Genomic DNA, 26,484 nt, shown 5'->3' on the forward strand with positions numbered 1-26,484 from the left:
CGTATTGTTACCCGCTGAAACAAGGAATGGATTCAGCCTCAAAAATGGTAATCCATGCCGCTTCTAAACACGCTGCCTCATCACGCTAAAACCCTTTGCCAGCATGGATTTCATGGATTGTCATATTTGCTTACGATTTGTTTCAGGTCGCGATAACGAATTAGAAAAGGAATGATTTTCCGACTGTGATCTGCAATCGGTAAATTAGCCGGAAATTGATCGGCAAATGTCGCAATTCAATTGCAAACCGTGCAATCAATTGATGGAGTGGTTCGCCGTTTCGATCGCAATAACCCCGCTCGCCGGAATACCGCGCATCAAACGGCGATGCCCGCTGGCCGCGGGCGGCAACCCTGACCGGGAACACGAACTGCTCGCGCAGGCCGCAGCCCCCTGACACGCGACGATTGCATCGTCGGCAAACTTCGGGATGCGAACGGATGCGCGGGCATCCGTTCGCGTGACGAAGCGTCGTCGATCAGAACTTCCAGAGCAGGTTGCCGAGCACCGCGTTGTCGCGCACGCCGCTGCCGTACTGGCCGCTGTACGTCAGGCCCAGCTTCAGGCGCTGCGTCAGGTTCGCATCGATGCCCAGCTCCACCACCGCCGCGTCGCGCGCGATCGGCACGCCGGCCACCTGGAACGAACCGCCGCCACTGACGAACGAGAACGTCGAATTCGGCGTGGTCGAGCCGAACGCGTGACGCCAGCCCGCCATCGCGCGCGCCGTGAAGCCGCCGTTCGACATCACGCTGAACTTGGCCGCCGCGCGCAGGCCCGCCGTCGAGAAGCCGATGTTGTTCGACGCGCTGTTGCCGCGCAGCGCCGAGGCCCCGCCCGTCTCGCTCAAGGCGTCGGTATGCAGATTCACGTAAGCGAGGTTCAGGAACGGTTCGAGCGCGATCGGGCCGGCCGGCAGTGCGTAGCCGACTTCGCCGAACACCTGCGCCGTCTGCGCATCGAGGCTGCTTTGCGCGTGATCCGAGAAGCCTGCGAACGACGGATAGCGATCGCCGTCGATGCGGTGCCACGTGTAGGCCGCACCGCCGCGCACGCCGAGCGCGCCGAACTGGCCGCCGCCGTACAGCGACACCGAGTAGCTGTCGGCGCTGGCCGACGATTGCGTGTCGTTGTCGAAGCTGCTGTGCGTGACGCTGCCGGCCAGGCCCGCGCGCCAGTGGTCGCCGAGGCCCATGTCCGCACCGGCGATGAAGCCCGTCATGCTGCGCGAGAGGGAGGACGCGTTGCCGTCGCCATCGAGCCGGCTGCGGCCGCCGAACGCCTGCCCCCACACCACCGGTTGATACGGCGCGGCCTGGCAGCGCTGCTGCGCGGCCGCGGCGCCGGCCGGGCCGGACAGCACCGAATTCGCGTCGCCGCACACCGATGCGCCGCCCGAGGCGAGCGCCGCCAGCGGCCCGCTGGAGACACCGAGGCCCTGACGCACGCGGTCCGTCACCGCATCGCGCACGTAGCGGCTGTCGGTCAGCAGCACGCTCTTGATGCTCGCGTACAGCTCGCCGTCGAGCGCGTTGAACGCCGCGCGCGCGTTGTTCGCGTCGCTCGACAGCACCGCGTTGTAGATCGGATTGCCGACACCGAGCGTGCCGATCGCGTTGGCGACCTGACGCTGGTTGCCGGTTTGCGCGACATCGGCAAACGACGTGCCGTTCGTCACCAGGCTCAGCACGACACGGTTGGCGTCGTAGCCGAGCAGCGGCTTCAGGAATGCGAGGTTGCTGTTGACGCCGCTGAACGTGCCGTTCACGCCGCCGCCCGCATCGACGATGGTGTAGCGCGTGAGCGGCGCATACGTGCCCGTGTTCGCCAGCACCTGCACCGTGCCGCCGTTGAGCTGCGCGTTGCCGGTGGCCGCGACCGAACCGCTTTGCTGCGGCGTGGCGGCGACCTGCAGCGTCGAGCCGGGCTGGAACGTCACATTGCCCGCCACGTTCAGCGCCGAGCCGGGCTGGTTCGCGGCCGCCGTCGCGCCGCTGTTGACCACCAGCCCGCCTATGGTGCCCGAGCCGGTGACGGTTGCGCCGTTGTTGACGGTCACGGTCGATTGCGCCAGCGAGCCGGCCACGTTCAGCGTGCCGGCCGCCACCGTGGTGGTGCCGCTCAACGTGCTCGTGCCGGTCAGCGTCAACTGGCCGTTGCCGGCCTGCGTCAGCGAGCCGGTGCCGCTGATCGCGCCGTCGTACGTGATGTTGTCGCCACGCGCGAACAGCAGGCGGCCGAAGTTGACGACATTGCCTCGGATCGAACCGGCGCTGCCGCCGTCGCCGATCTGCAGCGTGCCGCCACCGATCGTGGTGCCGCCCGTGTAGGTGTTCTCGCCGGTCAGCGTGAGCGTGCCGGCGCCGTTCTTGGTCAACGAGCCCGCGCCCGTCAGCAAACCGCCGTAGGTGCCGCTGCCGGCCGTGATGCCGCCCGTGCCGGTGTCGATGGTGCTGCCGGCCGCGCCGTTCAGCGCGTCGAGCGTGATCGACGTGCTGCCGAGCAGCAGGCTGCCGCCGTTGACCGTCAGCGAGCCGACGCCGAGCGCCTGCGCGTTGCCGAGCGAGAGCGTGCCTGCGTTCAGCGTGGTGCCGCCGCTGAAGGTATTCGCGCCGGTCAGCGTGAGCGCCGCATTGCCGTTCTTGACGAGGCCGCCCGCGCCCGACACCGTGCCGGCCAGTGTCAGATCCTGAGTGCCGGCGATGGTCGCCGTGCTGCCCAGGCTGACGGCGTTGTTGAGCGTGACCGACGACGACGTGTCGAGCGTGGCCGGGGCCGTCACGCTCAACGCGCCGGTGCCGAGCGCGCCGTTCGACCCCACCACCAGCGTGCCGCCCGTCACGGTCGTGCCGCCGCTGTAGGTGCTGTCGGACGCCAGCGTTTGGGTGCCCGCACCGGCCTTGACGAGGCCGCCCGTGCCGCCGAGCGCGCCGCCGAAGCTGGCATTGCCCGCGCCGCCGAGCGTCAGCGTGTTGCCGCCGAGCGCCACCGACGAACCGGCCGCACCGCTCAGGCCGCCGATGGTCTGCGGCGTGGTCGCGCCGCTCAGGTCGAACGTCGTGCCCGCGTTCGCGAGGTTGACATCGCCCGTGGGAGCCAGCGAACCGCCCGCGCCGATCGCCAGCGTGCCCGCGTTGACGGTTGCGCCGCCGGTGAAGGTGTTGGTGCCGGTCAGCGTCTGCGTGCCGGCGCCTTGCTTGACGAGGCCCCCGGTGCCGCCGATCGCGCCGGCGAACGTGGCGTTGCCCGCATCGCCGAGGTTCAGGCTGTTGGCACCCAGCGACACGCTCGTGCCGGCCACGCCGCTCAGGCCGCCGATGGTTTGCGGCGTGGTCGCGCCGCTCAGATCGAACGTCGTGCCCGCGTTCGCGAGGTTGAGGCCGCCGCCTGCGGCGAGCGAACCACCCGCGCCGATCGCCAGCGTGCCCGCGTTGACGGTGGTGCCGCCCGTGTAGGTGTTCGCGCCGGTCAGCGTTTCCGTGCCGGTGCCTTGCTTGACGAGACCGCCCGTGCCGGCGATCGTGCCGCCGAACGTGGCATTGCCGGCCCCGCCGAGGCTCAGGCCGTTACCGCCCAGCGCGACCGTGGAACCGGCCGCGCCGCTCAGGCCGCCGATGGCTTGCGGCGTGGTTGCGCCGCTGATGTCGAAGCCCGCGCCCGAGTTCGCGAGATTGAGGTTGCTGCCCGCTGCGAGCGAACCGCCTGCGCCGATCGCCAGCGTGCCGGCATTGACGGTCGCGCCGCCGGTAAAGGTGTTCGCGCCGGTCAGCGTTTCGGTGCCGGTGCCTTGTTTCGTGATGCCGCCGGTACCGGTGATCGAACCGCCGAACGTGGCATTGCCGGCATCGCCGAGGCTCAGGTTGTTGCCGCCCAGTGACACCGTGGTGGCCGCCGCGCCGCTCAGGCCGCCGACGGCCTGCGGCGTGGTCGCGCCGCTCACGTCGAACGTCGTGCCCGCGTTCGCGAGGTCGAGGCCGCCGCCTGCCGCCAGCGAACCGCCTGCGCCAATGGCCAGCGTGCCGGCGTTGACGGTCGTGCCGCCCGTATAGGTGTTGGCACCCGTCAGCGTTTCCGTGCCCGTACCGATCTTCGTGATGCCGCCCGTGCCCGCGATCGTGCCGCCGAACGTTTCGCTGCCCGCGTCGCCGAAGCTCAGGCCGTTGCTGCCCAGCGACACGCTCGTGCCGGCCGCGCCGCTCAGGCCACCGATCGTCTGGGCTGCGCTCGCACCGCTGATATCGAAGCCCGCGCCCGAATTCGCGAGATTGACGCGGCTGCCGGCCGCGAGCGAACCGCCCGAGCCGATCGCCAGCGTGCCGGCATTGACGGTCGCGCCGCCCGTGAAGGTGTTGGCACCCGTCAGCGTTTCCGTGCCGGTGCCTTGTTTCGTGATGCCGGCCGTGCCCGTGATCGCGCCGCCGAACGTTGCGTTGCCCGAATCGCCAAGGCTCAGGCCATTGCTGCCCAGCGACACCGTCGTGCCGGCCGCGCCGCTCAAACCACCGATCGTCTGCGGTGTGGTTGCGCCGCTCAGGTCGAGCGCCGCGCCCGCATTCGCGAGGTTGATGCCGCCCGTGGCGGCCAGCGAACCGCCTGCGCCAATCGCCAGCGTGCCCGCATCGACGGTCGTGCCGCCCGTGTAGCTGTTGGCGCCCGTCAGCGTTTCCGTGCCCGCGCCAAGCTTGGTGACGCCGCCCGTACCCGCGATCGTGCCGCCAAAGGTTTCGCTGCCCGCGTCGCCGAAACTCAGGTTGTTGGTGCCCAAGGTCACGGTCGTACCGGCCGCACCGCTGAGGCCACCGATCGCCTGCGGCGTGGTCGCACCGCTCAGGTCGAGCGCCGTGTCGGCATTCGCCAGGTTGACGCTGCCGCCGGCCGCGAGCGAACCGCCCGCGCCGATCGCCAACGTGCCTGCGTTGATGGTGGTGCCACCCGTGTAGGTGTTCGCGCCCGTCAGCGTTTCGGTGCCGGCGCCTTGTTTCGTGATGCCGCCCGTGCCGACGATCGCGCCGCCGAACGTTTCGTCGCCCGCATCGCCGAAGCCCAGGTTGTTGGTGCCGAGATTGACCGTGGAACCGGCCGCGCCGCTCAGGCCGCCGAGGCTTTGCGGCGTGGTTGCAGCGCTCAGGTCGAACGTCGTGCCGGTATTGTCGAGGTCGAGGTTGCTGCCGGCCGCGAGCGAACCGCCCGCGCCGATCGCCAGCGTGCCCGCGTTCACGGTCGCGCCACCGGTGAAGGTGTTCGCGCCGGTCAACGTTTCGGTGCCGGCGCCTTGTTTCGTGATGCCGCCCGTGCCGGTGATCGAACCGCCGAACGTGGCGTTGCCGGCATCGCCGAGGCTCAAGCCATTGCCGCCCAGCGACACGGTCGTGCCGGCCGCGCCGCTCAGGCCGCCGATCGTCTGCGGCGTGGTCGCGGCGCTCAGATCGAGCGCCGCCCCCGTATTCGCGAGGTTGACACCGCCCGTCGCGGCCAGCGAACCGCCCGCACCGATCGCCAGCGTGCCCGCGTTGATGGTCGTGCCACCCGTGTAGGTGTTCGCGCCCGTCAGCGTCTCCTTGCCCGTACCGATCTTCGTGATGCCGCCCGTGCCCGCGATCGTGCCGCCGAACGTCTCGCTGCCCGCGTCGCCGAAGCTCAGGCCGTTGCCGCCCAGCGACACGCTCGTGCCGGCCGCGCCGCTCAGGCCGCCGATCGTCTGCGACGTGCTCGCGCCGCTGATATCGAACCCCGTTCCCGCATTCGCGAGGTTGATACTGCTGCCGGCTGCGAGCGAACCCCCGGCGCCGAGCGCCAGCGTGCCCGCGTTGATGGTCGCGCCGCCGGTGAAGGTGTTGGCGCCCGTCAGCGTTTCCGTGCCGCTGCCTTGTTTCGTGATGCCGGCCGTGCCCGTGATTGCGCCGCCGAACGTTGCATTGCCCGCATCGCCGAAGCTCAGGCCGTTGCCGCCCAGCGCCACCGTCGTGCCGGCCACGCCCGACAGGCTGCCGATCGTCTGCGCCGCCCCCGCAGCACTGATATCGAAACGCGCCCCCGTGACGCCGAGGTTGACCGCGCCTGTCGCCGCCAGCGAACCGCCCGCGCCGAGCGCCAGTGTGCCCGCGTTGATGGTGGTGCCGCCCGTGTAGGTGTTCGCACCCGTCAGCGTTTCCGTGCCGCTGCCTTTCTTCGTGATGCCGCCCGTGCCGCCGATCGTGCCGGCGAACGTGGCGTTGCCCGCCCCGCCGAGGCTCAGGCCATTGCTGCCCAGCGCCACCGCCGAACCGGCCGCGCCGCTCAGGCTGCCGATCGACTGCGGCGTGCTCGCGCCGCTCAGATCGAGCGCCGTGCCGACATTCGCGAGATTGACGCTGCCCGTGGCCGCGAGCGAGCCGCCCGTGCCGATCGCCAGCGTGCCCGCGTTGACCGTGGTGCCGCCCGTATAGGTGTTCGCGCCCGTCAGCGTTTCCGTGCCCGTGCCTTGCTTGACCAGGCCACCGGTGCCAATGACCGCGCTGCCGAGCGTCTGGTTGGTGGCGTTGCCGAACGTCAGCGCGTTCGCGCCGAGATTGACCGTGGTGCCGGCCGCCCCCGACAGCGCACCGACCGTCTGATTCGCACCCGCGCCGCTGATATCGAAGCTCGCGCCGGCCGAGCCGAGATTGACGCTGCCGCCGGCCGCGAGCGAACCGCCCGCACCCAGTGCCAGCGTGCCGCCGTTGATGGTGGTGCCACCCGTATAGGTGTTCGCGCCCGTCAGCGTTTCCGTGCCGGCGCCCTGCTTGACGACCGCGCCCGTGCCGCCGATCGTGCCGCCGAACGTCTGGTTGGTCCCATCGCCGAACGTCAGCGCGTTCGCCCCGAGCGCGACGGTGGTGCCGGCCGCGCCCGACAGCGCACCGATCGTCTGGTTCGCGCCGGAGGCGCTGATGTCGAAGCCGGCGCCCGCGCCGCTCAGGTTGACCGCGCCGGTGGCCGCCAGCGAGCCGCCCGCGCCCAGCGCCAGCGTGCCCGCGTTGATGGTGGTGCCGCCGGTGTAGGTGTTCGCGCCCGTCAACGTGACGGTGGCCGCGCCATCCTTGGCCACACCGCCCGCACCGGAGATCGCGCCGCCCAGGTTCATCGTGTTGCTGCCGCCCAGATCGAGCGTGGCGCCCGCGTTCACCGCGATCTGGTTCGACAGCGAAACGGCCTGGCTGCTGTCGAGCGTCGCGTTGCCGCCCACCGTCACCGTGCCGGTGCCGAGCGCCGCGTTGTTGCCGACCACCACCTTGCCTGCATTCAGCTTGGTGCCACCCGTGTAGGTATTCACGCCGGTCAGCGTCAGCGTGCCGGAACCCGCCTGGGTCAACGCGCCGCCGCCCGAGATCGTGCCGCTCAAGCCGAGCCCCGACGCGCCGCTCACGGTCAGGCCGTTGCCGCTCAGGCCGATCGCGTTCGAGAGCGTCAAGCCCGGCGTGGCCGCCTGGATCGCGCCGCCGTTCGAGCTGATCGTGCCGGTGCCGAGCGAGGCCGCGTTGTCGACCACGGCCGTCGCGCCGTTGCCGAGCGAGGCATCGGCCACGCTCGACGCGCCGCTCAGCGTCCAGGTGCCGCCCTGCACGTCGAGATGGTTGAAGTTGACGTAGCTGCTGTTGCTGATGCTGCCCGTGGCCGAGGTGCCCTGCTGCAGCGACAGCGTGTTGTTGCCGCCCGCGCCGCCATCCACCGTGCCGGTTGCCGCGAAGCCGACCGTGACCGCGCCGATCCCGAGATTGACCGCCAGGCCCGTGCCGCCCGCCGCGTTGACCGACGAATCGGTGGTGGCAATGAACTGGTTCGTGCTGTTCTGGCCCATCGACACGCTGCCGTTCACGGTGCCGGAGTTCGTGAACGTATTGCCGCCCGCCGAACTGCCCAGCGCGACCCGGCCCGTGATCGTGCCCGAGTTGTTGACGTTGACCTGCCCGCCGCCGTAGGCCGCGATCACGCCCGCGTCCGGCCCCAGCAGCGTGGCGCCGATGATGCCGCTGGTGGCCATCGTGCCGGTATTCGTGATGTTGGTGGTGCCGCCCGCGCCGTTCTGCACCGCGAGCGCCATGCCGGTCAGGCCGATCGACAACCCGGTGGTGCCGTTCATGGAGCCGTTGTTGGTGACCGTCTGCGTGCTGGCCGACGTATTGCCCATCACCACACCCGAGGACAGCACGCCGAGCCCGGTGCCGAGCAGCGTGGGATCGATCCGGCCGTTGTTGGTCAGCGTGTCGTTGCTGCCGGTCAGCGTCATCGCGTTGCCGCCCACCCCCAGCAGCACGCCCACGCTGCCGCCCGGATTCACCGTCACGTTCAGGTTGCTCGCACCGTTCGAAAAACTGGGGGCAAGCGGGTTGGCCGCGCCGCTGCACGTGACGTTGCTGCCCGCGGTCGTACAGGCCGCGTGAGCCGGAATGATCCCGGCCCCGACCAATGCGAGGAATACGCCCATCGCGGGCAGGATTTTCGGCACATCAGATTCATGCGGATCGCGAGCGCGGACCATTCTTTATTCCCCAATCATGTTTGAGCGGATACGGATTTTTTGGGTTTCTGATCGATCATCGTAAAAAACCAATGGCACCGATCTATATCGCCATATTCGATCGCCGCCCGGCTGCCGGAAAACGGCGTGCATGCGACGACACGGCGTGACGAATATTCACCACGGCAACACGACAACGGGAAAACGCAACGCCAGCGCGGCAAACCACGCCGACGCCGCCACCCGCCTTGTCAGGCAGGCACCATCCGAATCGACGATCCACGCCCGGCGTTTCTCGATACCCGAGGCGCTATATCGAGTGCCTCAAACGGGAATTTGCCTCCCGCCTATGTTTCTTATTTTTCAGGTCGAGTCAGATTCTATCTATTTATTGATCGAATTATCCTTGCTCTGAAACCCTAATTTCGAATTTTTATTAGGCGATCGTTTCGACTTGAGATTCAGTGAAACTGAAATGAACGCGTGAGTAACCAATCGGCAATACCGGGATCAATCAACACACACGCAATATCAGTCGCGAGGGGAATCGGAGCCGAGCGGCAGCGCGCCGGCGCGTTCGAGCAGCAAGGCGCGTTCGCGGGCGTTGTGGGTGAGCGCCGCCGCCTGCATGAACGCCGCACGCGCCGCCTCGTGACGCCCGAGCCGGGCCAGCAGATCGGCCCGCACGCCCGGCAGCCACGGGTAATGCGCGAGCGCCTGATCGTCCGCCAGCGCATCGACGAGCGCCAGCCCGGCGGCCGGCCCCGCCATCATCGACACGGCCACGGCGCGATTGAGCGCAACCACCGGCGACGGCGCGGCCTCGGCCAACGCATCGTAGAGCGCGACGATCTGCGCCCAGTCGGTATCGGCCGCCGTGCGCGCCCGTGCATGGCAGGCCGCCAGCGCGGCTTGCAGGGCGTAGGGGCGGCGGCCCCCGCCCAACGCCTGCGCGCGCTCGAGCGCGGCCAGCCCGCGCCGGATCAGCAATGAATCCCAGCGGCCGCGATCCTGTTCGGGCAGCAGCACCGGCCGCCCCTGTGCATCGATGCGCGCATGCATGCGCGAGGCCTGCAGTTCCATCAATGCAAGCAAGCCGTGCACCTCGCTGTCGGCGGGCGCCAGCTCGGCCAGCACGCGGCCGACACGGATCGCCTCGTCGGTCAGCGCCGGCCGCATCCAGTCGTCGCCGGCCGTGGCCGAATAGCCTTCGTTGAAGATCAGGTAGATCACTTCGAGCACCGAGCCGAGCCGCGCAGCACGCTCGTGCTCGTGCGGCACCTCGAACGGCACGCGCGCCGCCGCCAGCGTGCGCTTGGCGCGCACGATCCGCTGCGCGACGGTGGGCTCGGGGGTGAGGAACGCGCGGGCAATCTCGCCGGTCGACAGCCCGCCGAGCAGCTTCAGCGTGAGCGCCACGCGCGCATCCTTCGACAGCACCGGATGACAGGCGATGAACGCGAGCCGCAGCAGGTCGTCGCCGATCACATCCTCGCGCGCGGCCTCCAGCGTATCGGCGACGTCGGGCACGGCCCACGCGTCGAGCGCATCGAGTTCCTGGCCGATCTGCGTGTGCTTGCGCGCGTGCCGCGATTCCTGCCGCAGCCGGTCGAGCGCGCGCCGTTTGGCGGCCGTCATGAGCCATGCACCGGGGTTGTCGGGCACGCCCTCGCCGGGCCAGTGCTCGAGTGCGGCCACCAGCGCATCCTGGGCGACCTCCTCGGCCGCGCCGACGTCGCGCAGGATGCGCACGAGGTACGCGACGATCTTCGCGGCCTCGATGCGCCACACCGCCTCGATCGCGCGCTGCGCGGCCGTGCCGCTCACGCGGCGGCTCCCACGCCCTCGCCGGCCACCGGCATGTACACCAGCTCCCACACATGCCCGTCCGGATCGGCGAAGGCTGCGCCGTACATCGGCCCCTGCTGTTGGGCGGGGCGCGTGGCCGCACCACCCGACTGCGCCGCCACCGCAACCAGATGATCCACTTCCTCGCGGCCGTCGCACGACAGGCACAGCAGCGTTTGCAGGCGCTCGGCCGGGTCGCAGATCGCCTTGTCGGTAAAGCTCGCAAAGAACGGATGCGACAGCAGCATCGCGAAGATCGTTTCGCCGATCCGCACGCACGCGGCATCGTCGTTGCTGAATTCGGGCACCGGCGTGAAGCCGAGCGCGGTGTAGAACGCGCGGGCGCGCGCCACATCGCGCACGGGAAGATTGATGTAGATCTGGCGATGCATCGTGAGCCTCCTGATTCGATCGGCGGGGCCGCCCGGCCCCTTGAGGAAACGGTGTGAAACGCGCAGCAAAAACGGCAGACGCCGCCTCAAGCCCGGTGCGCAAGCTTTTCGGGGCCGAGCAAGCCGCCGGGCTCGAAATCCTCCGGTTCGTACAGTTGCCGGACCTCGATCGTGCCGCGTTCGAGCGCGCCGAACGGCGACGGAAAGCGCCGCGTCCATTCGAGCGCCTCGTCGCGCGAACGCACCTGGATCAGCGTATAGCCCGCCACCAGTTCCTTGGTTTCGGCGAACGGCCCGTCGATCACGCGGCGCTTGCCACCCTCGTGCTCGATGCGCCAGCCGTGCGAGGTCGGCCGCAACCCGGCCGCATCGAGCAGCACGCCGGCCTTCGCCAGCTCATCGTGAAAGGCGCCCATCGCCTCCATCAGGGCATCGTCGGGCCGGCAACCGGCCTCGCTGGCGGGCGTGGCCCGCACTAGGATCATGAATCGCATGGTTGTTCTCCGTCGGTTCGGTGGCGGAGCCGCGATTTGCCGGCTCCCGACACCACGACGTTCGACACGCCGCGATTTCGACATCGATCCTGCGATTGACGGGTCAACTCCTCGATTTACAGCGCCGGGGCGATCAAAGAAAGCACGGCCCGACCTCGCGAACCTCGACCGTGCACCACTCGGCGGCCGGGCACGCCTTGGCGATCGCCACGGCCTCGCCCTCGGTCGCGACATCGAGCAGGAAAAAGCCGCCGATCATTTCCTTGGCCTCGGCATACGGCCCATCGACGACGCGCGACTCGCCGTTGCGGATCTGCACGCGCGTGGCCTTCTCCTCGGACACCAGCGATTCGGCCACGCGCAGCACGCCGCGCGATTGCAGATCGCCGGCAAAGCGCAGCATCCGCTCGTACAGCGCGCGGCCCTCGTCCTGCGTGCGTTGGGCGCGCTGGCCCGTGGGTTCGGCAATCAGAAGCACAAAAGCCATGTTTCTCTCCGGTAATCGAACAACGGTGACGACGAAACAGCGTCGAAGACAACGGCAAGAACAATGCCACTCATTCTGAGCGCGCGGCTGCCGAGCGTCCATCGACGCCCGGCAGCGGCTCGAACGGTCCACCTTGCCCCGGCCCACCGTCGCGCCGGCTTGCCACGACCGCCGCCCCGCCGAGCCACAGCAGGCCAGCCGCGAGGCCGGCCAGATGCCCTTCGGCGGCCACCGGGCCGCCGAGCCAGACGGCCTCGCCCGGCGGCACACCGGCCACGAGCTGCCAGCCGACGCGCACGAACAGCGCGGCCAGCAGCCCGCTCCCGAGCCAACCGCGCCGCGCCAGCGGCGCGAGCCCGAGCACCGCGAGCGCGTAGATCACGCCCGACAGGCCGACGTAACGCTCGACACCGGGCGCAAAGGCCCACAACAGCCCGCCCGTGAGCGCCGCCAGCCCGACCAGCACCGGGCCGGCGCGGTGCCGCCGCGCCACGAGCGGGGCGCACACCGCCAGGCACGCCAGGTTCAGCACCGCGTGCCGCCAACCCAGATGCACGCAATGCGCGCTGACGAGCCGCCAGAGCTGCCCGTCGCGCAGCGCGGCGCGATCGAACGCCAGCGCGTCGCGCCACGCGGCCGGCAAGGCCTGCACGGCCACCAGCGCCAGCGCCGCCACGCACCAGCCGGCCCGGTGCGCCGTCATGCCGTTCTTCCTTGCATCGATAGCTCCCGACCCATGACGCCAGCGTACCCGCGCGCGGCAACCGGCACACCCTGGCCGGATGGCCAGGTTTCGTCTGCTCATTACATTTCACTGTCAATATTCGTCCGTAATCTTACTAATTCCTTCAATGACGAAAACTGCCATGAACCTAGCCATTCCGCGTTTCGTTCTCGTGTCGCTGGCCGCTGCGGTGGCGGCGCTTCCCGCGCACGCCGCCGCCGTCAGCGCCGGTTGCGGCGGTGCCGCCACGCCGATTGCCGAAATCCAGGGCAACGTCGCGCCGTCGCCGTTGAACCTGCAAACCGTCTCGATCGAAGCCGTGGTCACGGCCGATTACGGCGGCACGGATGGCTTCGGCGGCTTCTTCGTCCAGCAGGCCGATGCACAGCGCGTCAACCAGCCCGGCGTGTCGGAAGGCCTGTTCGTCTACGCGCCGAGGCTGCGCGCCACCGCGGGCGATCTGGTTCACCTGACCGGCAAGGTCGAGGAAAAATACGGGCAGACGCAACTGACGCTGTCGGGCGCGATGGCCGTATGCGCGAGCGGCCAGCACGTCACGCCGGCCACGCTCGCGCTGCCGGTGGCGAACGCCTCCGCGTTCGCGGCGGTGGAAGGCATGCTGGTGCGCGTGCCGCAAAAGCTGACGGTCAGCGAAGTCTACGAACTGGGCCGCTACGGCAGCGTGCTCCTCAGCAACGGCCGCCTGTCGGTGCCCACCAACGCGGTCGCGCCGGCCGAGGCGAAGGCGCGCGCCGCCGCCAATGCGCTGAACCGCCTGATCCTCGACGACGGCTCGAACCGGCAGAACCCGGCCAGCGTGCCGTATCCGGCGCCGGGCCTGTCGGCGGCGAACCCGATACGGGTCGGCTACACGGTCGAGAACGTCGAGGGCGTGATGGAGATGCGCTACAGCGCGTGGCGCCTGCAACCGGTGCCCGGCGCGGCCGTGCCGGCCTTCGACGCGTCGGCCAACCCGCGCCGCCCGGCGCCCGCGCGCCATGCGCAGGCCGACGTGCGTGTGGCCTCGTTCAACGTGCTCAACTACTTCAACGGCAACGGCCAGGGCGCCGGCTTCGACGCGCCCGACAACCGCGGCGCGCCTACCTACGCGGAATTTCAGCGCCAGGAAGCGAAGATCGTCAGCGCGATCACGGCACTGCAGCCGGACGTGATCGGCCTGATGGAAATCGCCAACAACGGCTACGGCGACCTGAGCGCGGTGCGCCAGCTCACGGCGCGGCTCGGCGACCAATGGCGCGTGGTCGAGCCCGGCGTCGAGAAGCTCGGCGGCGACGCGATCAAGGTCGCGCTGCTCTACAACAGCCGCTCGGTCGAGCCGATCGGCAAGGCCGCCACGCTCGCGATCGACAACAAGAACCGCCAGCCGCTCGCGCAAACGTTCCGCCGCATCGGCGGCACACGCCCCGTGACGGTGGTGGTCAACCATTTGAAGTCGAAGGGCTGCACCGATGCCACCGGCCTCGATGCGGACCAGGGCGACGGCCAGAGCTGCTGGAATCCCACCCGCGTACGCGCGGCCGGCCTGCTGGCCGACTGGCTGGCCGGCAACCCCACCGGCGTGGAAGGCGCGGGCGTGCTGCTGATCGGCGACATGAACAGCTACGCGAAGGAAGACCCGATCGCGCTGTTCGAGGCGCGCGGCTATACGAACCTCGCGGCGCACTTCATCGGCGAGAACGCGTACAGCTATGTGTACAGCGGCGAAACGGGGTATCTCGATCACGCACTCGCGTCGGCCGCGCTGCTGCCGCGCGTGAAGGCCGTGCACGAATGGCACATCAACGCGGACGAGCCGATCGCGCTCGAATACACCTACGCCTACAAGAGCACCGCGCAGCGCACGAGCTTCTACGCGCCCGATGCGTATCGTTCGTCCGATCACGATCCGGTGGTGGTCGATCTGGCGCTCGCCGATACGGCGGTGCCGGTGCAGGACGGCAGCAGCGGCAACCCGGGCGGCTCACCCGCGACGGGCGGCGGTGCGGGCGATGCCTGGTTGTTGCTCGCGCTCGGTGGCGGCGCGGCGTTGGCGGCATGGCGCGCAAAACGCAAACCGGGCACGCTGGACTGACGCCACGGCGGCGGGCGGCTGATGGGCGGCTAACGGCAAAAACTACAAGCCGCACCGCCGCTTCGTGCAAAAAAGCATCAATCGCACGGCATTTCGGCGCCATCGCGAGATCGGGAGAAAAAGCGCCCCGCGGTGCACGGAATCGCCGGTTTTCGCGGCCTTGAACGCATCGCGGCCGATTTCCACCGAGCGCAAGCCCCGCAACGCTTTGCGGGGTGTCGCAAGCGTCGCTCCCGGGCTTGGCCTGCCATTTTTACCGACACACACATCGCGAGAATCGGCAAATTTCACCGAATTCCGAAGCCTTGACGAAAGCGGCAAGAGATTTTGTTTCAATTGCGCAAACCCCTGTCCCGAAAGGACTTTTTAGAGATGGGGACCGACCTGGCACGCGAGTTGCGAAACTTGGGCCGAGAATGCGAATCTGATTCGGGCATGTCTCGTATCACCGACCCTTTTTTCTCGATCTCAAGGAGAACGACCACCATGGCACTCACGAACAGCATCGAAGACAAAATCGACCGAGGCATCACGGAACTGCGCCGCACCGGCCGCCGTGTTGCACGCGATACGCGCCACAACGCACACAACCTCAACTCGGACGTGAAAGACGACGTCCGCTCGCTCGTCGGCGAACTCGAGGACCTGCTGAAGAAGGAAGACGCGGACGTCGAATCGCTGCGCAAGCGCCTGAACAGCCGTCTCGAGGAAGTGCGCGGCACCCTCGACGACGCCACCGAAGACGCCCTGTACCGCCTGCGCTCGCATGCTCGCGAGCAGGCCGACCGCGTCTCGCAAGTGGTTCACGAAAACCCGTGGCAGACGGCTGGCGTGGTCGCCGGCGTCGCCTTCATCGCCGGCCTGCTGCTCGCACGCCGTTGATCCGAATCTGACTTACCCGCACGCACACAATCCAACTTGCAACGAGGAGAAAAAACCATGCGTCAAGCACTCATGATGAAAGCCGCTGCAGCCGTCGTCGTCGGCAGCTTCGCCCTGGCAGGCTGCACGACCACGCCGCCGAACGAGCCGCAAAGCGCAGCGGCCAATTCGTCGAAGCGTCAGGCGATCAATTCGAGCGTCGACGCGACGCTCTCGCGCCTGTATTCGACGGTGCCGGGCTCGCGTGAGCTGGTGGCGAAGTCGCGCGGCGTGCTCGTGTTCCCGAGCGTGCTGCAAGCCGGCTTCATCGTTGGCGCACAGACCGGCAACGGCGCCCTGCGCGTGGGCGGCAGCACGGTCGGCTACTACAACACCTCGTCGCTGTCGTTCGGCCTGCAGGCCGGCGCGCAATCGAAGGCCGTGGTGTTCCTGTTCATGACGCAGGACGCGCTCGACAAGTTCCGCAGCACCGACGGCTGGTCGGCCGGCGCCGACGCCTCGGTCGCCGTCGTGAAGATCGGCGCGAATGGCGCGGTCGACTCGAACACGGTCACGTCGCCGGTCGAAGCCATCGTGCTGACCAACGCGGGCCTGATGGGCGACCTGTCGGTCAACGGCACCAAGGTCTCGCGCATCAACCCGTAAGCGCGCGGCCCTTCGGGGCCTCCACGCCGGGAAGCGCCGCGGCTCGCGCCGCGGCGTTTTTTTTGTCTGCGCGCAGCATAAGCTCCGGCGCCGCGCTACCCGCCCTCGCGAGTTGCAGGCATACTCGCGGCATTCCGGGCACCACGGGATGTCGGCGCCGCCGGCGCGCGTCCCCCCTAATTACAAGCCGTTCGAGCGACCTCATGGAAAGCGGGAAAGACCACCAAAAATTCTTCCACCTGTTGCTGGCCATCGTCACGATCGGCTTCTGCTGGATCCTCGTGCCGTTCTTCGGCGCGATCTTCTGGGGCACGATTCTGGCGATCCTGTTCCAGCCGGTGCAGCGCTGGTTCGCCGCGCATTTCGGCAAGCGGCGCAATCTCGCCGCGCTCGTCACGCTGTCGCTGATCGTGCTGATCGTGATCATCCCGCTGACCTTCGTGGCCGGCACGCTGGTGCAGGAAATCGGGTTCGCCTATCAGCAGATCAAGGCCGCGCAGCCGAACATGACGGGCTGGTTCCAGGAGATCGTGCACGCGTTGCCCGCGTCCATTCAGCGCATCCTGCGCAGCTACGGCCTGACCGACATCGCAAGCGTGCAGAAGAAGCTGACCGATGGCGCGGCGGCAATCAGCCAGTTCGTCGCGACGCAGGCCTTCAGCATCGGCCAGAACGCGTTCCAGTTCGTGGTCAGCTTCGGCATCATGCTGTACCTCGTGTTCTTCCTGCTGCGCGACGGCGGCGAGATCGGCCGCCGCGTGCGGCGCGCGCTGCCGCTCGACGAAGATCACAAGCAACTGCTGCTGACCAAGTTCACCACGGTCGTGCGCGCCACAGTGAAGGGCAACATCGCCGTGGCGCTCGTGCAGGGCGCGCTCGGCGGCCTGATCTTCTGGATCCTCGGCATCGACGGCGTGCTGCTGTGGGGCGCGCTGATGGCGTTTCTGTCATTGCTGCCGGCGATCGGCGCGGGCCTCGTGTGGGCGCCGGCCGCGATCTATTTCGGCGTGACCGGGCAGATCTGGAAATGCGCGATCCTGGTGGTGTTCTGCGTGGGTGTGATCGGCCTGGTGGACAACCTGCTGCGCCCGATCCTGGTCGGCAAGGACACCAAGATGCCCGACTGGGTGGTACTGATCTCGACGCTCGGCGGCATGGCGCTGTTCGGCATCAACGGCTTCGTGATCGGCCCGCTCGTGGCGGCGCTGTTCATGGCCACCTGGGACATCTTCGCGCGCGCCGATCAGAACCCCTGATTCACGCTCCCGCGACTCACCCAAACGAAAACGGCGCGAGCATCCTCGCGCCGTTTTCACATCGGCCGGCATCGCGCCGGCGGCAATCCAGCTCAGTCGAACTTGAAGCGCATGTCCTTCACGACCGTCTGCTGGCCCCAGAGGAACGTGCAGGTGCGGCCCGTTTCGGCGACCACCGCATCGTTGCCGCTGCCCTGCGTTTCGTCCACCGGACGGCAACCGCCCGTGATCGACACGGTGCGCGTGCCCTGCTTCGACAGCGGGAATTCGTTGCTGTCGTCGTCGGGCACCGCGTGCGTGAGCGTGACGCTCTCGACGTAATCGTCGGGCAGCATGAACACCGGCGCATCGTCCACCCACAACGTGTAGTAGTCGTGCTTGAACGGCGTCTGCTCGATGCAGAGCTTCGATTTGTGCGTGCCTTGCGTCTGGGTCTGGCAAAGCGGCGCGGCGTGGGCCGCGGCGGCAGCGCACAGCAGCGCGGCCGCCAGGCCCGCGCGCAACGCGAGTCGTGTCGTCATGTCTGTTTCTTCCCGGAATATGAGGCGGAGTGGAATAGTCTGGCGCGGCGCCGATGCACGAGATTGCGCATCGATGCCGGCCGCTGCCGTGATCCGCTTTCGGCGCGTGCCATCTTACTAAACTCCGGACACCTGATGAAAAAAGCCCGGCCGGGCTCGTGCTCGGCCGGGCCTGATTTCCCGGTGTGAACGACTCGGCAGCGCGTCAGAACGTCGTGCGCAGCCCCACCATCACGCTGCGGCCGCCTTCGGGCGCGATGTTGCGCACCACCGAGCTGGCGTAGCGGATGTCCTGGTTCGTCAGGTTGTCGCCGCGCACGTAGGCCAGCCAGTGCGTCGCGCCCATCCGGAAGCGATAGGTGAGCACCAGGCCGAGCGACGTGTAGCCGTCGGTCTGCAGGTCGTTCTCGGGCACGCGATGCTGCGCCCAGGCATGCGTGAGCTGCGCACGCGCGCCAAACGGGCCATAGCCGTAATCGGCGGCCAGCGTGGCGCGCAGCGGCGAAATGCGCGGCAGCGGCTCGCCCGTCTCGGCGTTGCGCGCGTGCGTGTAGTCGCCGCTCAGTTCGAAATCCAGACGATGCGCGCCCTTCTGGAACGCGCGCCACTTGCTGTCCCACTCGATGCCGTAGAACTCGGCGCGCACGCCACGGTAATTGGCTTCGCTGAGCGCGTCGGCGGTGCCGGGCGCGACCGGTTCGCCGTCGTCGTCGACCAGGCGGCCGGTGTTGAACTCGGTCAGGTAGTTCGTGAAGCGCGTGTAGAACACGCCGATGCTGCCTTTGTTCGGGCCGCTCGCGTAACGCAGCGAGAGGTCGGTCGAGATCGCCTTCTCCTTCTTCGCGGCGGGGTTGCCGATCAGGTACTGGCCGGTGGCGTCGTGCGGGCCGTTCGCGTACAACTCGTAGAAGGTCGGCGCGCGCTCGGTGTACGACACGCTGCCGGCCACCGACCACACCGGGTTCAGCTTCAGCAGCGAGCCGAACGACACGCTGCCCGCGTTGAAGGTGCGCGCGCTCGCGCCGGCGAAGCGTTCGTTGCCGGCCGGCGTCGGATCGACCTTGATGTGCTCGATGCGCCCGCCCAGGCTGAACTTCAGCGCCTCGGTGGCCTGCCACTCCTCCAGGCCGAACAGCGCGACGTTGGTGGTTTGCGTGGTGGGCACCAGCGCTTCCTCGCCGAGCGCCGAAAACGTGTTCTGCGAGGCCTGCACGCCGAACGCGCCCTCGAACGGGCCGATCTTGCGATGACGCGCCTCGATGCGCATTTCGTAGCCGTGGTTGCGGAACGTGGTGCCGGTCTCGCCGTTGTCGATTTCCTTGTGTTCGTAGTCCGTATAACCGAAGTCGAACTTCAGTTGCGAGATCGGGCCGGCGATGTTGCGGATCTCGGACGAAGCGCTCAGGTGCTGCTGGCGCATGCGCAGGCGCACGTCGCTCTCGGCCACCGAGCCGTAGTTCGATTCGAAGCCGCTGTACGACAGGCCCGCATAGCCATCGGCCCAGGTGTAGGCGCCGCCCACCGCGCCGCCATGCTGGCGGCCGTCGCTGTTGGGGATGTTGCCGGAAGTCTGCTCGGCGTCGGGGCCGTCGAGCGCGCGTTGGCGATCCGAATGCGCGTAGCCGGGAATCCGCAGCTTGCTGGTTTCGCGATCGAACGCATCCACGTGAAACGCGAAGCGGCCGTTGCCGCCCTCCACCATCGCGGCCCCGGCGCGTGCGTTGTTCGCGCCGCCATAGCTGGCGTCGACCGCGCCCGACACGCCCTTGATCGCCTCGCGCGGAATCCGGTTGTCGATGCTGTTGACCACGCCGCCGACCGCGTTGCCGCCGTACAGCAGCGCGGCCGGCCCGCGCACGATCTCGACGCGCTCGACCGTCAGCGGGTCCTGCGGCACCGCGTGGTCGTACGACAGCGACGACGCGTCGAACGCGGCCACGCCGTTGCGCAGCAGGCGAATGCGGTCGCCGTCCATGCCGCGGATGATCGGGCGGCCGACCAGCGGCCCGTAGGTGGTGGTCGACACGCCGGGCAGGCCGTCGAGCGAGCCGCCGAGCGAATCGGCGCGACGCAGCGCGAGTGCGTCGCCGCCGATCGAGGCGGTCGGCGAGATCAGCTCGGTGTCGCCGGTCGGGTTCGCGGTGACGAACACCGGGTTCAGCGAAAGCGCCGGCGTAGGCGTAGGCGTGGCAACGGCTGGGGCGGAGGTGGCCGCCGACTGCGCATAGGCCAGGCTGGCGACGAACATCAGGGTCAGGGGCGGCAGCCCGCGCGCGGCGGACAGGGAACGGGAACGGACGGAGTCGCGCATGGTGAACGGTGGTGGTGTCGTGAAATGAAGGCTGAACCCGAGCCGACACCGCCATACCGCTCACCGATACGTCACGTTATAACGTATCATTTCGGCCGCGCAATGAGCCGTCACGAATCGACGACCTCCACGCGACCCGGCCGGGCGGCACGCGCGGGGTCGAAATCAAGTTGAAAACAAACTGACTGGGATATGTTATATCATTTCAGTTTGTAACAACAAGCACCGCAACCGAAAGAATCTGCGGAGAGGTTTTGTCAGGCAGGGAAATGGCGTGTCGGCGCTTCGTCGCGAAGCGCCACGTGCCGGTCATGGCCGGCGACGTCAGACGCCTAGGGGCACCGCACGCGCGCCCAAGCAGGATGAAAGCCGCTGAAAGCGGATGATGGGCAAGACTTCGTAAGCGTCTTTAATCGCGCTTAATCGCCCGAAATTGACTCTGCGGCACCGCACCAGAACAATGGGAACTGTCTCGCGATCGCCTTCCGGCAACCCCGGTTCCAGGTGATCGGAGGCGGCCAGACTCCAGTCGGACTCCCCCTCTAGACTGGAACATTGCGAGCCACGGAGCGATCCGTGGCTTTTTTTTGCGCTCAGGCGTCGGCGGCCACGCGCAGCACGAGCTTGCCGCGATGGCTGCCGTCGAACAGGCGGTTCAGCACGTCCGGCGCGTTCTCCAGCCCCTCGGCCACGGTTTCCTCGGCCTTGATGCGCCCGTCGCGCAACCAGCCGGCCAGTTGCTGCACGGCTTCGCGGTTCTTGCGGTAATCGAGGATCAGGAAGCCGCGCATCGTCAGCCGCTTCGAGATCACCACGCCGAAATCGTCGCTGGCGCGGCCCTGGCTGTTGTAGTTCGAGATCACCCCGCACATCGCCACGCGCCCGCCGATCACCATCCGCGACAGCACCGCGCGCATCACCTCGCCGCCCACGTTCTCGAAATCGACGTGCACGCCGTCGGGCGTGGCCGCCTTCAGCGCCTGCTTCCAATCGGGCGCCTTGTAGTCGACGGCCGCGTCGAAGCCGAGCGTGTCGGTCAGGTAGCGGCACTTGTCGGGGCCGCCCGCGATGCCCACCACGCGCGCGCCGTGGATCTTGCCGATCTGCCCCGCGATCGAGCCGACCGAGCCGGCCGCCGCCGACACCACCAGCGTCTCGCCAGGCTGCACCGGCGCGATGTCGGTCAGCCCGTAGTAGGCCGTCAGCCCGCTCATGCCGCAAGCGCCGAGCAGCGTCGGCAGCGGCAACCCGAGCTCGGGCAGCTTGAGCAGCTTCGGCGCGTCCTCGGCCGTCACATGCGCATAGTCCTGCCAGCCCACCAGGCCCTGCACCAGGTCGCCCACGGCGAACTTCTCCGCGCGCGAAGCCACCACGCGGCCGATGCCGAGCGCACGCATGGTTTCGCCGATCGCCACCGGCGGCAGGTATTGCGGGATGTCGCTCATCCACACGCGGTTGGTCGGATCCATCGACAGATACAGCACGCGCACCAACAGTTCGCGATCCTGAAGATCGGGCAGCGGCGTTTCGACGAGCGAGAAATGTTCGGCGCCGACGCGCGCTTCGGGGCGCGCCTTCAGGCGCAACTGGCGGTTGACGGTATCAGGCATGGTGTCTCCTCGATAAGGGGAAAAGCGGCGGATCGGGCCGGCCGCGCGCTCACATCGCGCACAGCCCGCCGTCGATCACGAGTTCGGCGCCGGTCACGTAGCGGCTCTCGTCGGACGCGAGATAGATCGCGGCCCAGGCCACGTCGTCCGGTTCGCCGAGCCGGCCCATCGGCACGCCGCGCGCGAGCTTGCGGGTGGCCGCGTTCTCGCCGAGCTGCTGAAAGAACGGCTCGACGATGCCGGTGCGGATGAACGACGGATGCAGCGAATTGCAGCGCACGCCGGTCTGCTTGCGCGCGCAATCGACGGCAATCGATTTGGTCAACGAAGCCACCGCCGCCTTCGACGCGTTGTAGGCCGTGTATTCCGGTTCGTGCTTGAAGGCCGCGACCGACGACACGTTGATGATCGACGCCGGTTGGCAGTCGCGCAGGAACGGCAGCGCATGGCGCACGCCGAGCACGATGCTTTCGACGTTGATGTCCATCACGCGCCGCCACTCCTTCTGCTCGATCTGCTCGACGGTGCCGAGCGAACCCACGCCCGCGTTGTTGACCAGCACCGACAAACCGCCCATCGCCGCGTTTGCCTCGGCGGCCAGCGCCTGCCAGCGCGCCTCGTCGCGCACGTCCTGCTCGGCGAACCACGCCACGCGGCTGCCGGCCGCCGCGTTCAACTCGGCCACCAGCGCTTCGAGCGCGGGCTGCTGCGCGGCCACGTCGGTCAGGAACAGCTTCGCGCCATGTTCGGCCATGCGCGCCGCCATCGCGCGGCCCAGCCCGCCCGTCGCGCCCGTGATGAAGGCATGTTTGCCCGCGAGCCGCGGCGTTCCGATCGTCGTCATGCTTGCTCCTCGAATTCGTTGCACACGGCGCCGCTGCGCCGCGCGTCGCCACTATACCGACAGATATCCGCCGTCGACGTTGAGCACCGCGCCCGTGGTGTAGCTCGCCGCAGGCGAGGCGAGAAACAGGATCGCGCCGGCCATTTCCGATGGCGCGGCCACGCGGCGCATCGGCACATGCGCGAGCACCTGTTCGAGCACGGCCGGATTCTTCGTCAGCGCCGATGCGAACTTGGTGTCGGTCAGGCCCGGCAGCAGCGCGTTGCAGCGCACGCCGTCGGCCGCGCATTCGACCGCGAACGCCTTGGTCATCGAGATCACCGCCGCCTTCGTGATCGAGTAGATGCCCTGCTTGTCGCCCGGAATCACGCCGTTCACCGATGCGACGTTGACGATCGCGCCGCCGCCGTTCGCGGCCATCCGGCGCGCGCCGTGCGTCGACATGAAGAAGTAGCCGCGAATGTTGACGTCGACCGTCTTCTGGAACGCGTCGAGCCCGGTGTCGACGATCGGGCCGTAATACGGGTTCGCGGCGGCGTTGTTGACGAGGATGTCGAGCCGGCCATGCCTCGCGTCAAGCGCGGCGTAGAGCGCCTCGATCTGCTCGGGCTCGCCGATATGGCAGGCGGCCGGCTCGGCCGAGCCGCCGTCGGCGACGATCGCGTCGGCCACCCGGCGGCAATCGTCGATGCGCCGGCTCGACACGATCACATGCGCGCCGCAGGCGGCGAGCAGGCGTGCGGCCTCCTCGCCGATGCCGCGGCTCGCGCCGCTGACGAGGGCGATCCTGCCGGACAAATCGAACAGATCGGGTGCGGTCATCGTGATGGATTCCTCTGGATAACGAAGGGATTCGCTCTGAATCGGCAGCGCTCAGCGATGCGTAACGAGCGCGGCGTCGGCCTGCGTGTCGAGATGCGGCCAGGCGTTGTAGGTGATGAGCCGCGCGCCGCTGCGGCCCGCCCGGATGCGCGACACGCTGGTGTTGACGAGCGGCCAGGCGAAATCGAAGCAGCGCTGCGGCGGCGCGCCGGCCAGATGCGCGACGATCGCGCCGATCGGGCCGCCCGACGACACCACCCAGGTTTCGCCGTCGTGCGCGGCCCCGGCCTCGCGCAGCAGCGTGTCCCACGCGTCGAGCACCGCCGCGCGGAACGCCGGCCACGGTTGCGCGTAATCGGCGTCGGCCTCGCCCGAGGTCCAGCGCGCGACGGCGCCCGAGAACAGCGCCTGGAACGCGCGGCGCGGGTCGCCGGCGCGCGCCAGCTCGGCCAGCAGCGCGTCGCGCGAGGCGAGCGCGGGCCGGTAGCGCGCGATCAGTTCGTCGGAATCGAGTTCGTCGAGGCCGGGCAGCACGCGCAGCGGCGGCGCGACGCCGGCCGCCTGCGCGCAATGCAGGGCGGTTTGCGCATGGCGGCGCAGCGTGCCGGTCACGATCGCGGCGGGCTGCGCGCCGCGCGCGGCCATCCACGCACCGAGCCGCGCCGCCTGCGTCTCGCCGCGCGCCGACAGGCAATCGTAGTCGGCCGCCTCGAAGCTGGCCTGCGCATGGCGGATCAGGACGATCTCGCTCATCGCGCGGCGCCCCCGGCGGCGGCGATGCGCGCGCGGCAGCGCAGCGTCAGGTAGCGCACCGCATCGCCGAAGCCGGCGAACGCCGGGTTGGTGGTCTGCCCGAGCACGTAGCGACGGTAGATCTGCTGGATGATGCCCATCAGCCGGAACAGCCCGAACACCTCGTAGAACGCGAAGCCGCTCACGTCGGTGCCGGTGCGCGCGCCGTAATAGGCCACCACCTCGTCGCGCGTCATCATGCCGGGCGCGTGGGTCGGCTGGCGGCGCATCGCGCGGAACGGCGCGTCGTCGTCAGCCTGCACCCAGTAGGCGAGCGAGCCGCCGAGATCCATCAGCGGATCGCCGAGCGTCGCCATCTCCCAGTCGAGCACGCCGACGATGCGCAGCGGGTCGTCGGGGTCGAGCACCACGTTGTCGAAGCGGTAATCGTTGTGGATCACGCAGAGCCGGCCGTCGTGCGCGGGCTGGTGCGCGTCGAGCCAGCCGGTCACGTCGGCGGCCGGATCGGTGCCGTCGGTCAGCGCGCGCTGCCAGCGCTCGCGCCAGCCGCTCAGTTGCCGCGCGACATAGCCCTCGCCACGGCCGAACCCGGCGATCGCCGGCGCGGTGGCATCCACCGCATGCAGTTCGATCAGCCGGTCGACGAAGCGCTCGCAGAGCCGGCGCGTGCCGGCCGCGTCGAGGCCGAGCTCGGGCGGCAGATCGCGGCGCAGGATCACGCCGGCCAACCGCTCCATCACATAGCATCCCGAACCGGTCACGGCCGGATCGTCGCAGCGCGCGACGATCGCCGGCACCCACGGATAGGCCGGTTTCAGCGCGGCCATCACGGCCGCCTCGCGCAGCATGTCGTGCGCCGAGCCGGCCTTCGCGCCGGCCGGCGGGCGGCGCAGCACCAGCTCGCGGCCCGGGTAGGCGATCAGGTAGGTCAGGTTCGACGCGCCGCCGTGGAACTGGCGGATCGTCGGCTCGCCGGCCAGGCCCGGCACCTGCGCCTTGAGGAACGCGTCCACCTTGACGGCGTCGAGCCGGTCCTCGTCGCGCACTTCGCGGGCGGCATCGATCGGCGCGCTCATGCCGCCGCTCCCGCCAGCGCCTGGGCCTGACGCTTGAATTCGAGCCGCGCCACCACGCCGCGATGCACCTCGTCCGGCCCGTCGGCCAGCCGCAGCACGCGCGCATAGGCATACAGCGCGGCGAGCGGCACGTCGTCGGACACGCCCGCGCCGCCGTGGATCTGGATCGCCGCGTCGGCCGCTTGCTGCGCGACGGCCGGCACCGCCACCTTGATCTGCGAGATCAGGCTCAAGGCTGCCTTCACGCCGTGCGTGTCGATGGTCCAGGCGGCCTTCAGCGTCAGCAAGCGCGCCTGCTCGATGGCGATGCGCAGGTTCGCCACGATGTCGGCGTTGCCGCCAAGCGCCGCCAGCGGCTTGCCGAACGCGGTGCGCGCCTCGGCGCGGCGGCATAGCAGCGTCAAGGCACGTTCGGCCGCGCCGAGCGCGCGCATGCAGTGATGGATGCGGCCCGGCCCGAGCCGGCCCTGCGCGATCTCGAAGCCGCGCCCCGGCCCGAGGATCACGTTCGAGGCCGGCACGCGCACCTGGTCGAAACGCACCTCGCCGTGGCCCGACGGCTCGTCGAAATGATGGAACGCGGGCAGCATCCGCTCAATCGTCACGCCGGGTGCGTCGAGCGGGCACAGCACCATCGTGTGGCGGCGATGCGGCTCGGCATCCGGGTAGGTCAGGCCCATGAAGATCACGACGCGCGCATGCGGATGGCCGATGCCGGTGGACCACCACTTGCGGCCGTTCAGCACGAACGCATCGCCGTCTTGCACGGCGGTGGCCTGCATGTTGGTGGCGTCCGACGAGGCCACCTCGGGCTCGGTCATGCAGAACGCCGAGCGGATCTCGCCGGCCAGCAACGGCGCGAGCCAGGCGCGCTGCTGCTCGGGCGTGCCGTAGCGCGCCAGCACTTCCATGTTGCCGGTGTCGGGCGCGTTGCAGTTGAACGCCTCGGGCGCGATGAACGAGTGGCCCATGATCTCGGCAAGCGGCGCGTATTCGGCGTTGCTCAGGCCCGCGCCGCCCAGTTCGGTTTCGGGCAGGAACAGGTTCCACAGGCCGGCCTCGCGCGCCTTGCGCTTGAGCGCCTCCATGGTGGCCGGCTGCCGCCAGCGCCGCCAATCCGCGCCGCCGGCCAGCTCGGCCGCATAGCGGGCCTCGGCGGGCGCGATCTCGTCGTGCATGAAGCGCGTCAGCCGTTCGGCGAGAGCCTGGCTGCGAGCGGTCGGCGTGAAATCCATGAGATCGTCCCCCGTT

General features: G+C 68.9%; 19 protein-coding genes. 5 read left to right on the plus strand and 14 right to left on the minus strand.

The genetic code is table 11. From position 1 onward, the window contains the following. Nucleotides 1-226 precede the first annotated feature (226 nt). Nucleotides 227-397, plus strand: a complete 171-nt coding sequence (locus tag AB4850_RS11275; RefSeq protein ID WP_414439889.1) for a hypothetical protein — start codon at nucleotides 227-229, stop codon at nucleotides 395-397. Between the two features lie 81 nt (nucleotides 398-478). Here AB4850_RS11275 and AB4850_RS11280 read toward each other — a convergent pair whose 3' ends face one another. The 6 genes from AB4850_RS11280 to rrtA form a co-directional block, all read right to left on the minus strand. After that, nucleotides 479-8,497, minus strand: a complete 8,019-nt coding sequence (locus AB4850_RS11280) for an autotransporter-associated beta strand repeat-containing protein (RefSeq protein WP_414439890.1) — start codon at nucleotides 8,495-8,497, stop codon at nucleotides 479-481. A gap of 510 nt (nucleotides 8,498-9,007) precedes the next feature. Then, nucleotides 9,008-10,303: an RNA polymerase sigma factor gene (locus AB4850_RS11285; protein WP_414439891.1), complete on the minus strand. Its 1,296-nt coding sequence runs from the start codon at nucleotides 10,301-10,303 to the stop codon at nucleotides 9,008-9,010. After that, nucleotides 10,300-10,716 (minus strand): VOC family protein, encoded by a 417-nt coding sequence (locus tag AB4850_RS11290; protein WP_414439892.1) that lies wholly within the window; start codon nucleotides 10,714-10,716, stop codon nucleotides 10,300-10,302. The genes AB4850_RS11285 and AB4850_RS11290 overlap by 4 nt, the downstream gene beginning before the upstream one ends. 86 nt (nucleotides 10,717-10,802) lie before the next feature. Beyond that, entirely contained in the window at nucleotides 10,803-11,210 is a 408-nt protein-coding gene (locus tag AB4850_RS11295; RefSeq protein ID WP_414439893.1) for a YciI family protein, read from the minus strand. Nucleotides 11,211-11,343: 133 nt separating this feature from the next. Continuing rightward, nucleotides 11,344-11,697: a YciI family protein gene (locus tag AB4850_RS11300; protein ID WP_414439894.1), complete on the minus strand. Its 354-nt coding sequence runs from the start codon at nucleotides 11,695-11,697 to the stop codon at nucleotides 11,344-11,346. Nucleotides 11,698-11,767: 70 nt separating this feature from the next. Continuing rightward, on the minus strand, nucleotides 11,768-12,400 hold the full coding sequence (gene rrtA / locus AB4850_RS11305) for a rhombosortase (RefSeq protein WP_414439895.1): 633 nt from the start codon (nucleotides 12,398-12,400) through the stop codon (nucleotides 11,768-11,770). A 163-nt stretch (nucleotides 12,401-12,563) separates the two neighbouring features. Between rrtA and AB4850_RS11310 the strand changes: the two genes are divergently transcribed. The 4 genes from AB4850_RS11310 (at nucleotide 12,564) to AB4850_RS11325 (ending at nucleotide 17,296) form a co-directional block, all read left to right on the plus strand. After that, complete coding sequence (locus tag AB4850_RS11310; RefSeq protein ID WP_414439896.1) at nucleotides 12,564-14,513, plus strand: ExeM/NucH family extracellular endonuclease; 1,950 nt, start codon at nucleotides 12,564-12,566, stop codon at nucleotides 14,511-14,513. Nucleotides 14,514-14,999: 486 nt separating this feature from the next. Beyond that, on the plus strand, nucleotides 15,000-15,395 hold the full coding sequence (locus AB4850_RS11315) for a DUF883 family protein (protein ID WP_414442012.1): 396 nt from the start codon (nucleotides 15,000-15,002) through the stop codon (nucleotides 15,393-15,395). 57 nt (nucleotides 15,396-15,452) lie between these two features. Beyond that, nucleotides 15,453-16,040: a YSC84-related protein gene (locus AB4850_RS11320; protein WP_414439897.1), complete on the plus strand. Its 588-nt coding sequence runs from the start codon at nucleotides 15,453-15,455 to the stop codon at nucleotides 16,038-16,040. A 203-nt stretch (nucleotides 16,041-16,243) separates the two neighbouring features. Further along, entirely contained in the window at nucleotides 16,244-17,296 is a 1,053-nt protein-coding gene (locus AB4850_RS11325; RefSeq protein WP_414439898.1) for an AI-2E family transporter, read from the plus strand. Nucleotides 17,297-17,388: 92 nt separating this feature from the next. Here the strand turns inward: AB4850_RS11325 and AB4850_RS11330 are convergent, their stop codons facing one another. From AB4850_RS11330 to AB4850_RS11365, 8 genes are all read right to left on the minus strand, one after another. Continuing rightward, nucleotides 17,389-17,817, minus strand: coding sequence for a hypothetical protein (locus AB4850_RS11330; protein ID WP_414439899.1), 429 nt, complete (start codon nucleotides 17,815-17,817; stop codon nucleotides 17,389-17,391). A gap of 205 nt (nucleotides 17,818-18,022) precedes the next feature. After that, nucleotides 18,023-20,128 (minus strand): TonB-dependent receptor, encoded by a 2,106-nt coding sequence (locus AB4850_RS11335; protein ID WP_414439900.1) that lies wholly within the window; start codon nucleotides 20,126-20,128, stop codon nucleotides 18,023-18,025. A 593-nt stretch (nucleotides 20,129-20,721) separates the two neighbouring features. After that, nucleotides 20,722-21,738, minus strand: a complete 1,017-nt coding sequence (locus AB4850_RS11340; RefSeq protein WP_414439901.1) for an NADP-dependent oxidoreductase — start codon at nucleotides 21,736-21,738, stop codon at nucleotides 20,722-20,724. Nucleotides 21,739-21,787: 49 nt separating this feature from the next. Continuing rightward, nucleotides 21,788-22,582 carry an SDR family oxidoreductase gene (locus AB4850_RS11345; RefSeq protein WP_414439902.1) on the minus strand — a complete coding sequence of 265 codons (795 nt, stop codon included), beginning with the start codon at nucleotides 22,580-22,582 and terminating at the stop codon, nucleotides 21,788-21,790. Between the two features lie 51 nt (nucleotides 22,583-22,633). Continuing rightward, on the minus strand, nucleotides 22,634-23,404 hold the full coding sequence (locus AB4850_RS11350; protein ID WP_414439903.1) for an SDR family oxidoreductase: 771 nt from the start codon (nucleotides 23,402-23,404) through the stop codon (nucleotides 22,634-22,636). A 51-nt stretch (nucleotides 23,405-23,455) separates the two neighbouring features. After that, entirely contained in the window at nucleotides 23,456-24,157 is a 702-nt protein-coding gene (locus tag AB4850_RS11355) for a histidine phosphatase family protein (RefSeq protein WP_414439904.1), read from the minus strand. After that, on the minus strand, nucleotides 24,154-25,233 hold the full coding sequence (locus AB4850_RS11360) for a phosphotransferase family protein (RefSeq protein ID WP_414439905.1): 1,080 nt from the start codon (nucleotides 25,231-25,233) through the stop codon (nucleotides 24,154-24,156). Before AB4850_RS11360 ends, AB4850_RS11355 begins: the two co-directional genes overlap by 4 nt. Next, a complete protein-coding gene (locus tag AB4850_RS11365; protein ID WP_414439906.1) occupies nucleotides 25,230-26,468 on the minus strand; it encodes an acyl-CoA dehydrogenase family protein in 1,239 nt (412 codons plus the stop codon). The genes AB4850_RS11360 and AB4850_RS11365 overlap by 4 nt, the downstream gene beginning before the upstream one ends. Between the last annotated feature and the right edge of the window lie 16 nt (nucleotides 26,469-26,484).

This window comes from Burkholderia sp. 22PA0106, assembly GCF_047497155.1.
Lineage (GTDB): Bacteria > Pseudomonadota > Gammaproteobacteria > Burkholderiales > Burkholderiaceae > Burkholderia.

Bases quoted from the DNA above. Each gene is read 5' to 3' on its own strand.
- AB4850_RS11275 (WP_414439889.1), top strand. From the start codon at position 227: ATGTCGCAATTCAATTGCAAACCGTGCAATCAATTGATGGAGTGGTTC.
- AB4850_RS11365 (WP_414439906.1), bottom strand. From the start codon at position 26,468: ATGGATTTCACGCCGACCGCTCGCAGCCAGGCTCTCGCCGAACGGCTG.
- AB4850_RS11290 (WP_414439892.1), bottom strand. From the start codon at position 10,716: ATGCATCGCCAGATCTACATCAATCTTCCCGTGCGCGATGTGGCGCGC.
- AB4850_RS11300 (WP_414439894.1), bottom strand. From the start codon at position 11,697: ATGGCTTTTGTGCTTCTGATTGCCGAACCCACGGGCCAGCGCGCCCAA.
- AB4850_RS11295 (WP_414439893.1), bottom strand. From the start codon at position 11,210: ATGCGATTCATGATCCTAGTGCGGGCCACGCCCGCCAGCGAGGCCGGT.
- AB4850_RS11350 (WP_414439903.1), bottom strand. From the start codon at position 23,404: ATGACCGCACCCGATCTGTTCGATTTGTCCGGCAGGATCGCCCTCGTC.
- AB4850_RS11340 (WP_414439901.1), bottom strand. From the start codon at position 21,738: ATGCCTGATACCGTCAACCGCCAGTTGCGCCTGAAGGCGCGCCCCGAA.
- AB4850_RS11360 (WP_414439905.1), bottom strand. From the start codon at position 25,233: ATGAGCGCGCCGATCGATGCCGCCCGCGAAGTGCGCGACGAGGACCGG.
- rrtA (WP_414439895.1), bottom strand. From the start codon at position 12,400: ATGACGGCGCACCGGGCCGGCTGGTGCGTGGCGGCGCTGGCGCTGGTG.
- AB4850_RS11355 (WP_414439904.1), bottom strand. From the start codon at position 24,157: ATGAGCGAGATCGTCCTGATCCGCCATGCGCAGGCCAGCTTCGAGGCG.
- AB4850_RS11345 (WP_414439902.1), bottom strand. From the start codon at position 22,582: ATGACGACGATCGGAACGCCGCGGCTCGCGGGCAAACATGCCTTCATC.
- AB4850_RS11315 (WP_414442012.1), top strand. From the start codon at position 15,000: ATGGCACTCACGAACAGCATCGAAGACAAAATCGACCGAGGCATCACG.
- AB4850_RS11335 (WP_414439900.1), bottom strand. From the start codon at position 20,128: ATGCGCGACTCCGTCCGTTCCCGTTCCCTGTCCGCCGCGCGCGGGCTG.
- AB4850_RS11330 (WP_414439899.1), bottom strand. From the start codon at position 17,817: ATGACGACACGACTCGCGTTGCGCGCGGGCCTGGCGGCCGCGCTGCTG.
- AB4850_RS11320 (WP_414439897.1), top strand. From the start codon at position 15,453: ATGCGTCAAGCACTCATGATGAAAGCCGCTGCAGCCGTCGTCGTCGGC.
- AB4850_RS11280 (WP_414439890.1), bottom strand. From the start codon at position 8,497: ATGGTCCGCGCTCGCGATCCGCATGAATCTGATGTGCCGAAAATCCTG.
- AB4850_RS11325 (WP_414439898.1), top strand. From the start codon at position 16,244: ATGGAAAGCGGGAAAGACCACCAAAAATTCTTCCACCTGTTGCTGGCC.
- AB4850_RS11310 (WP_414439896.1), top strand. From the start codon at position 12,564: ATGAACCTAGCCATTCCGCGTTTCGTTCTCGTGTCGCTGGCCGCTGCG.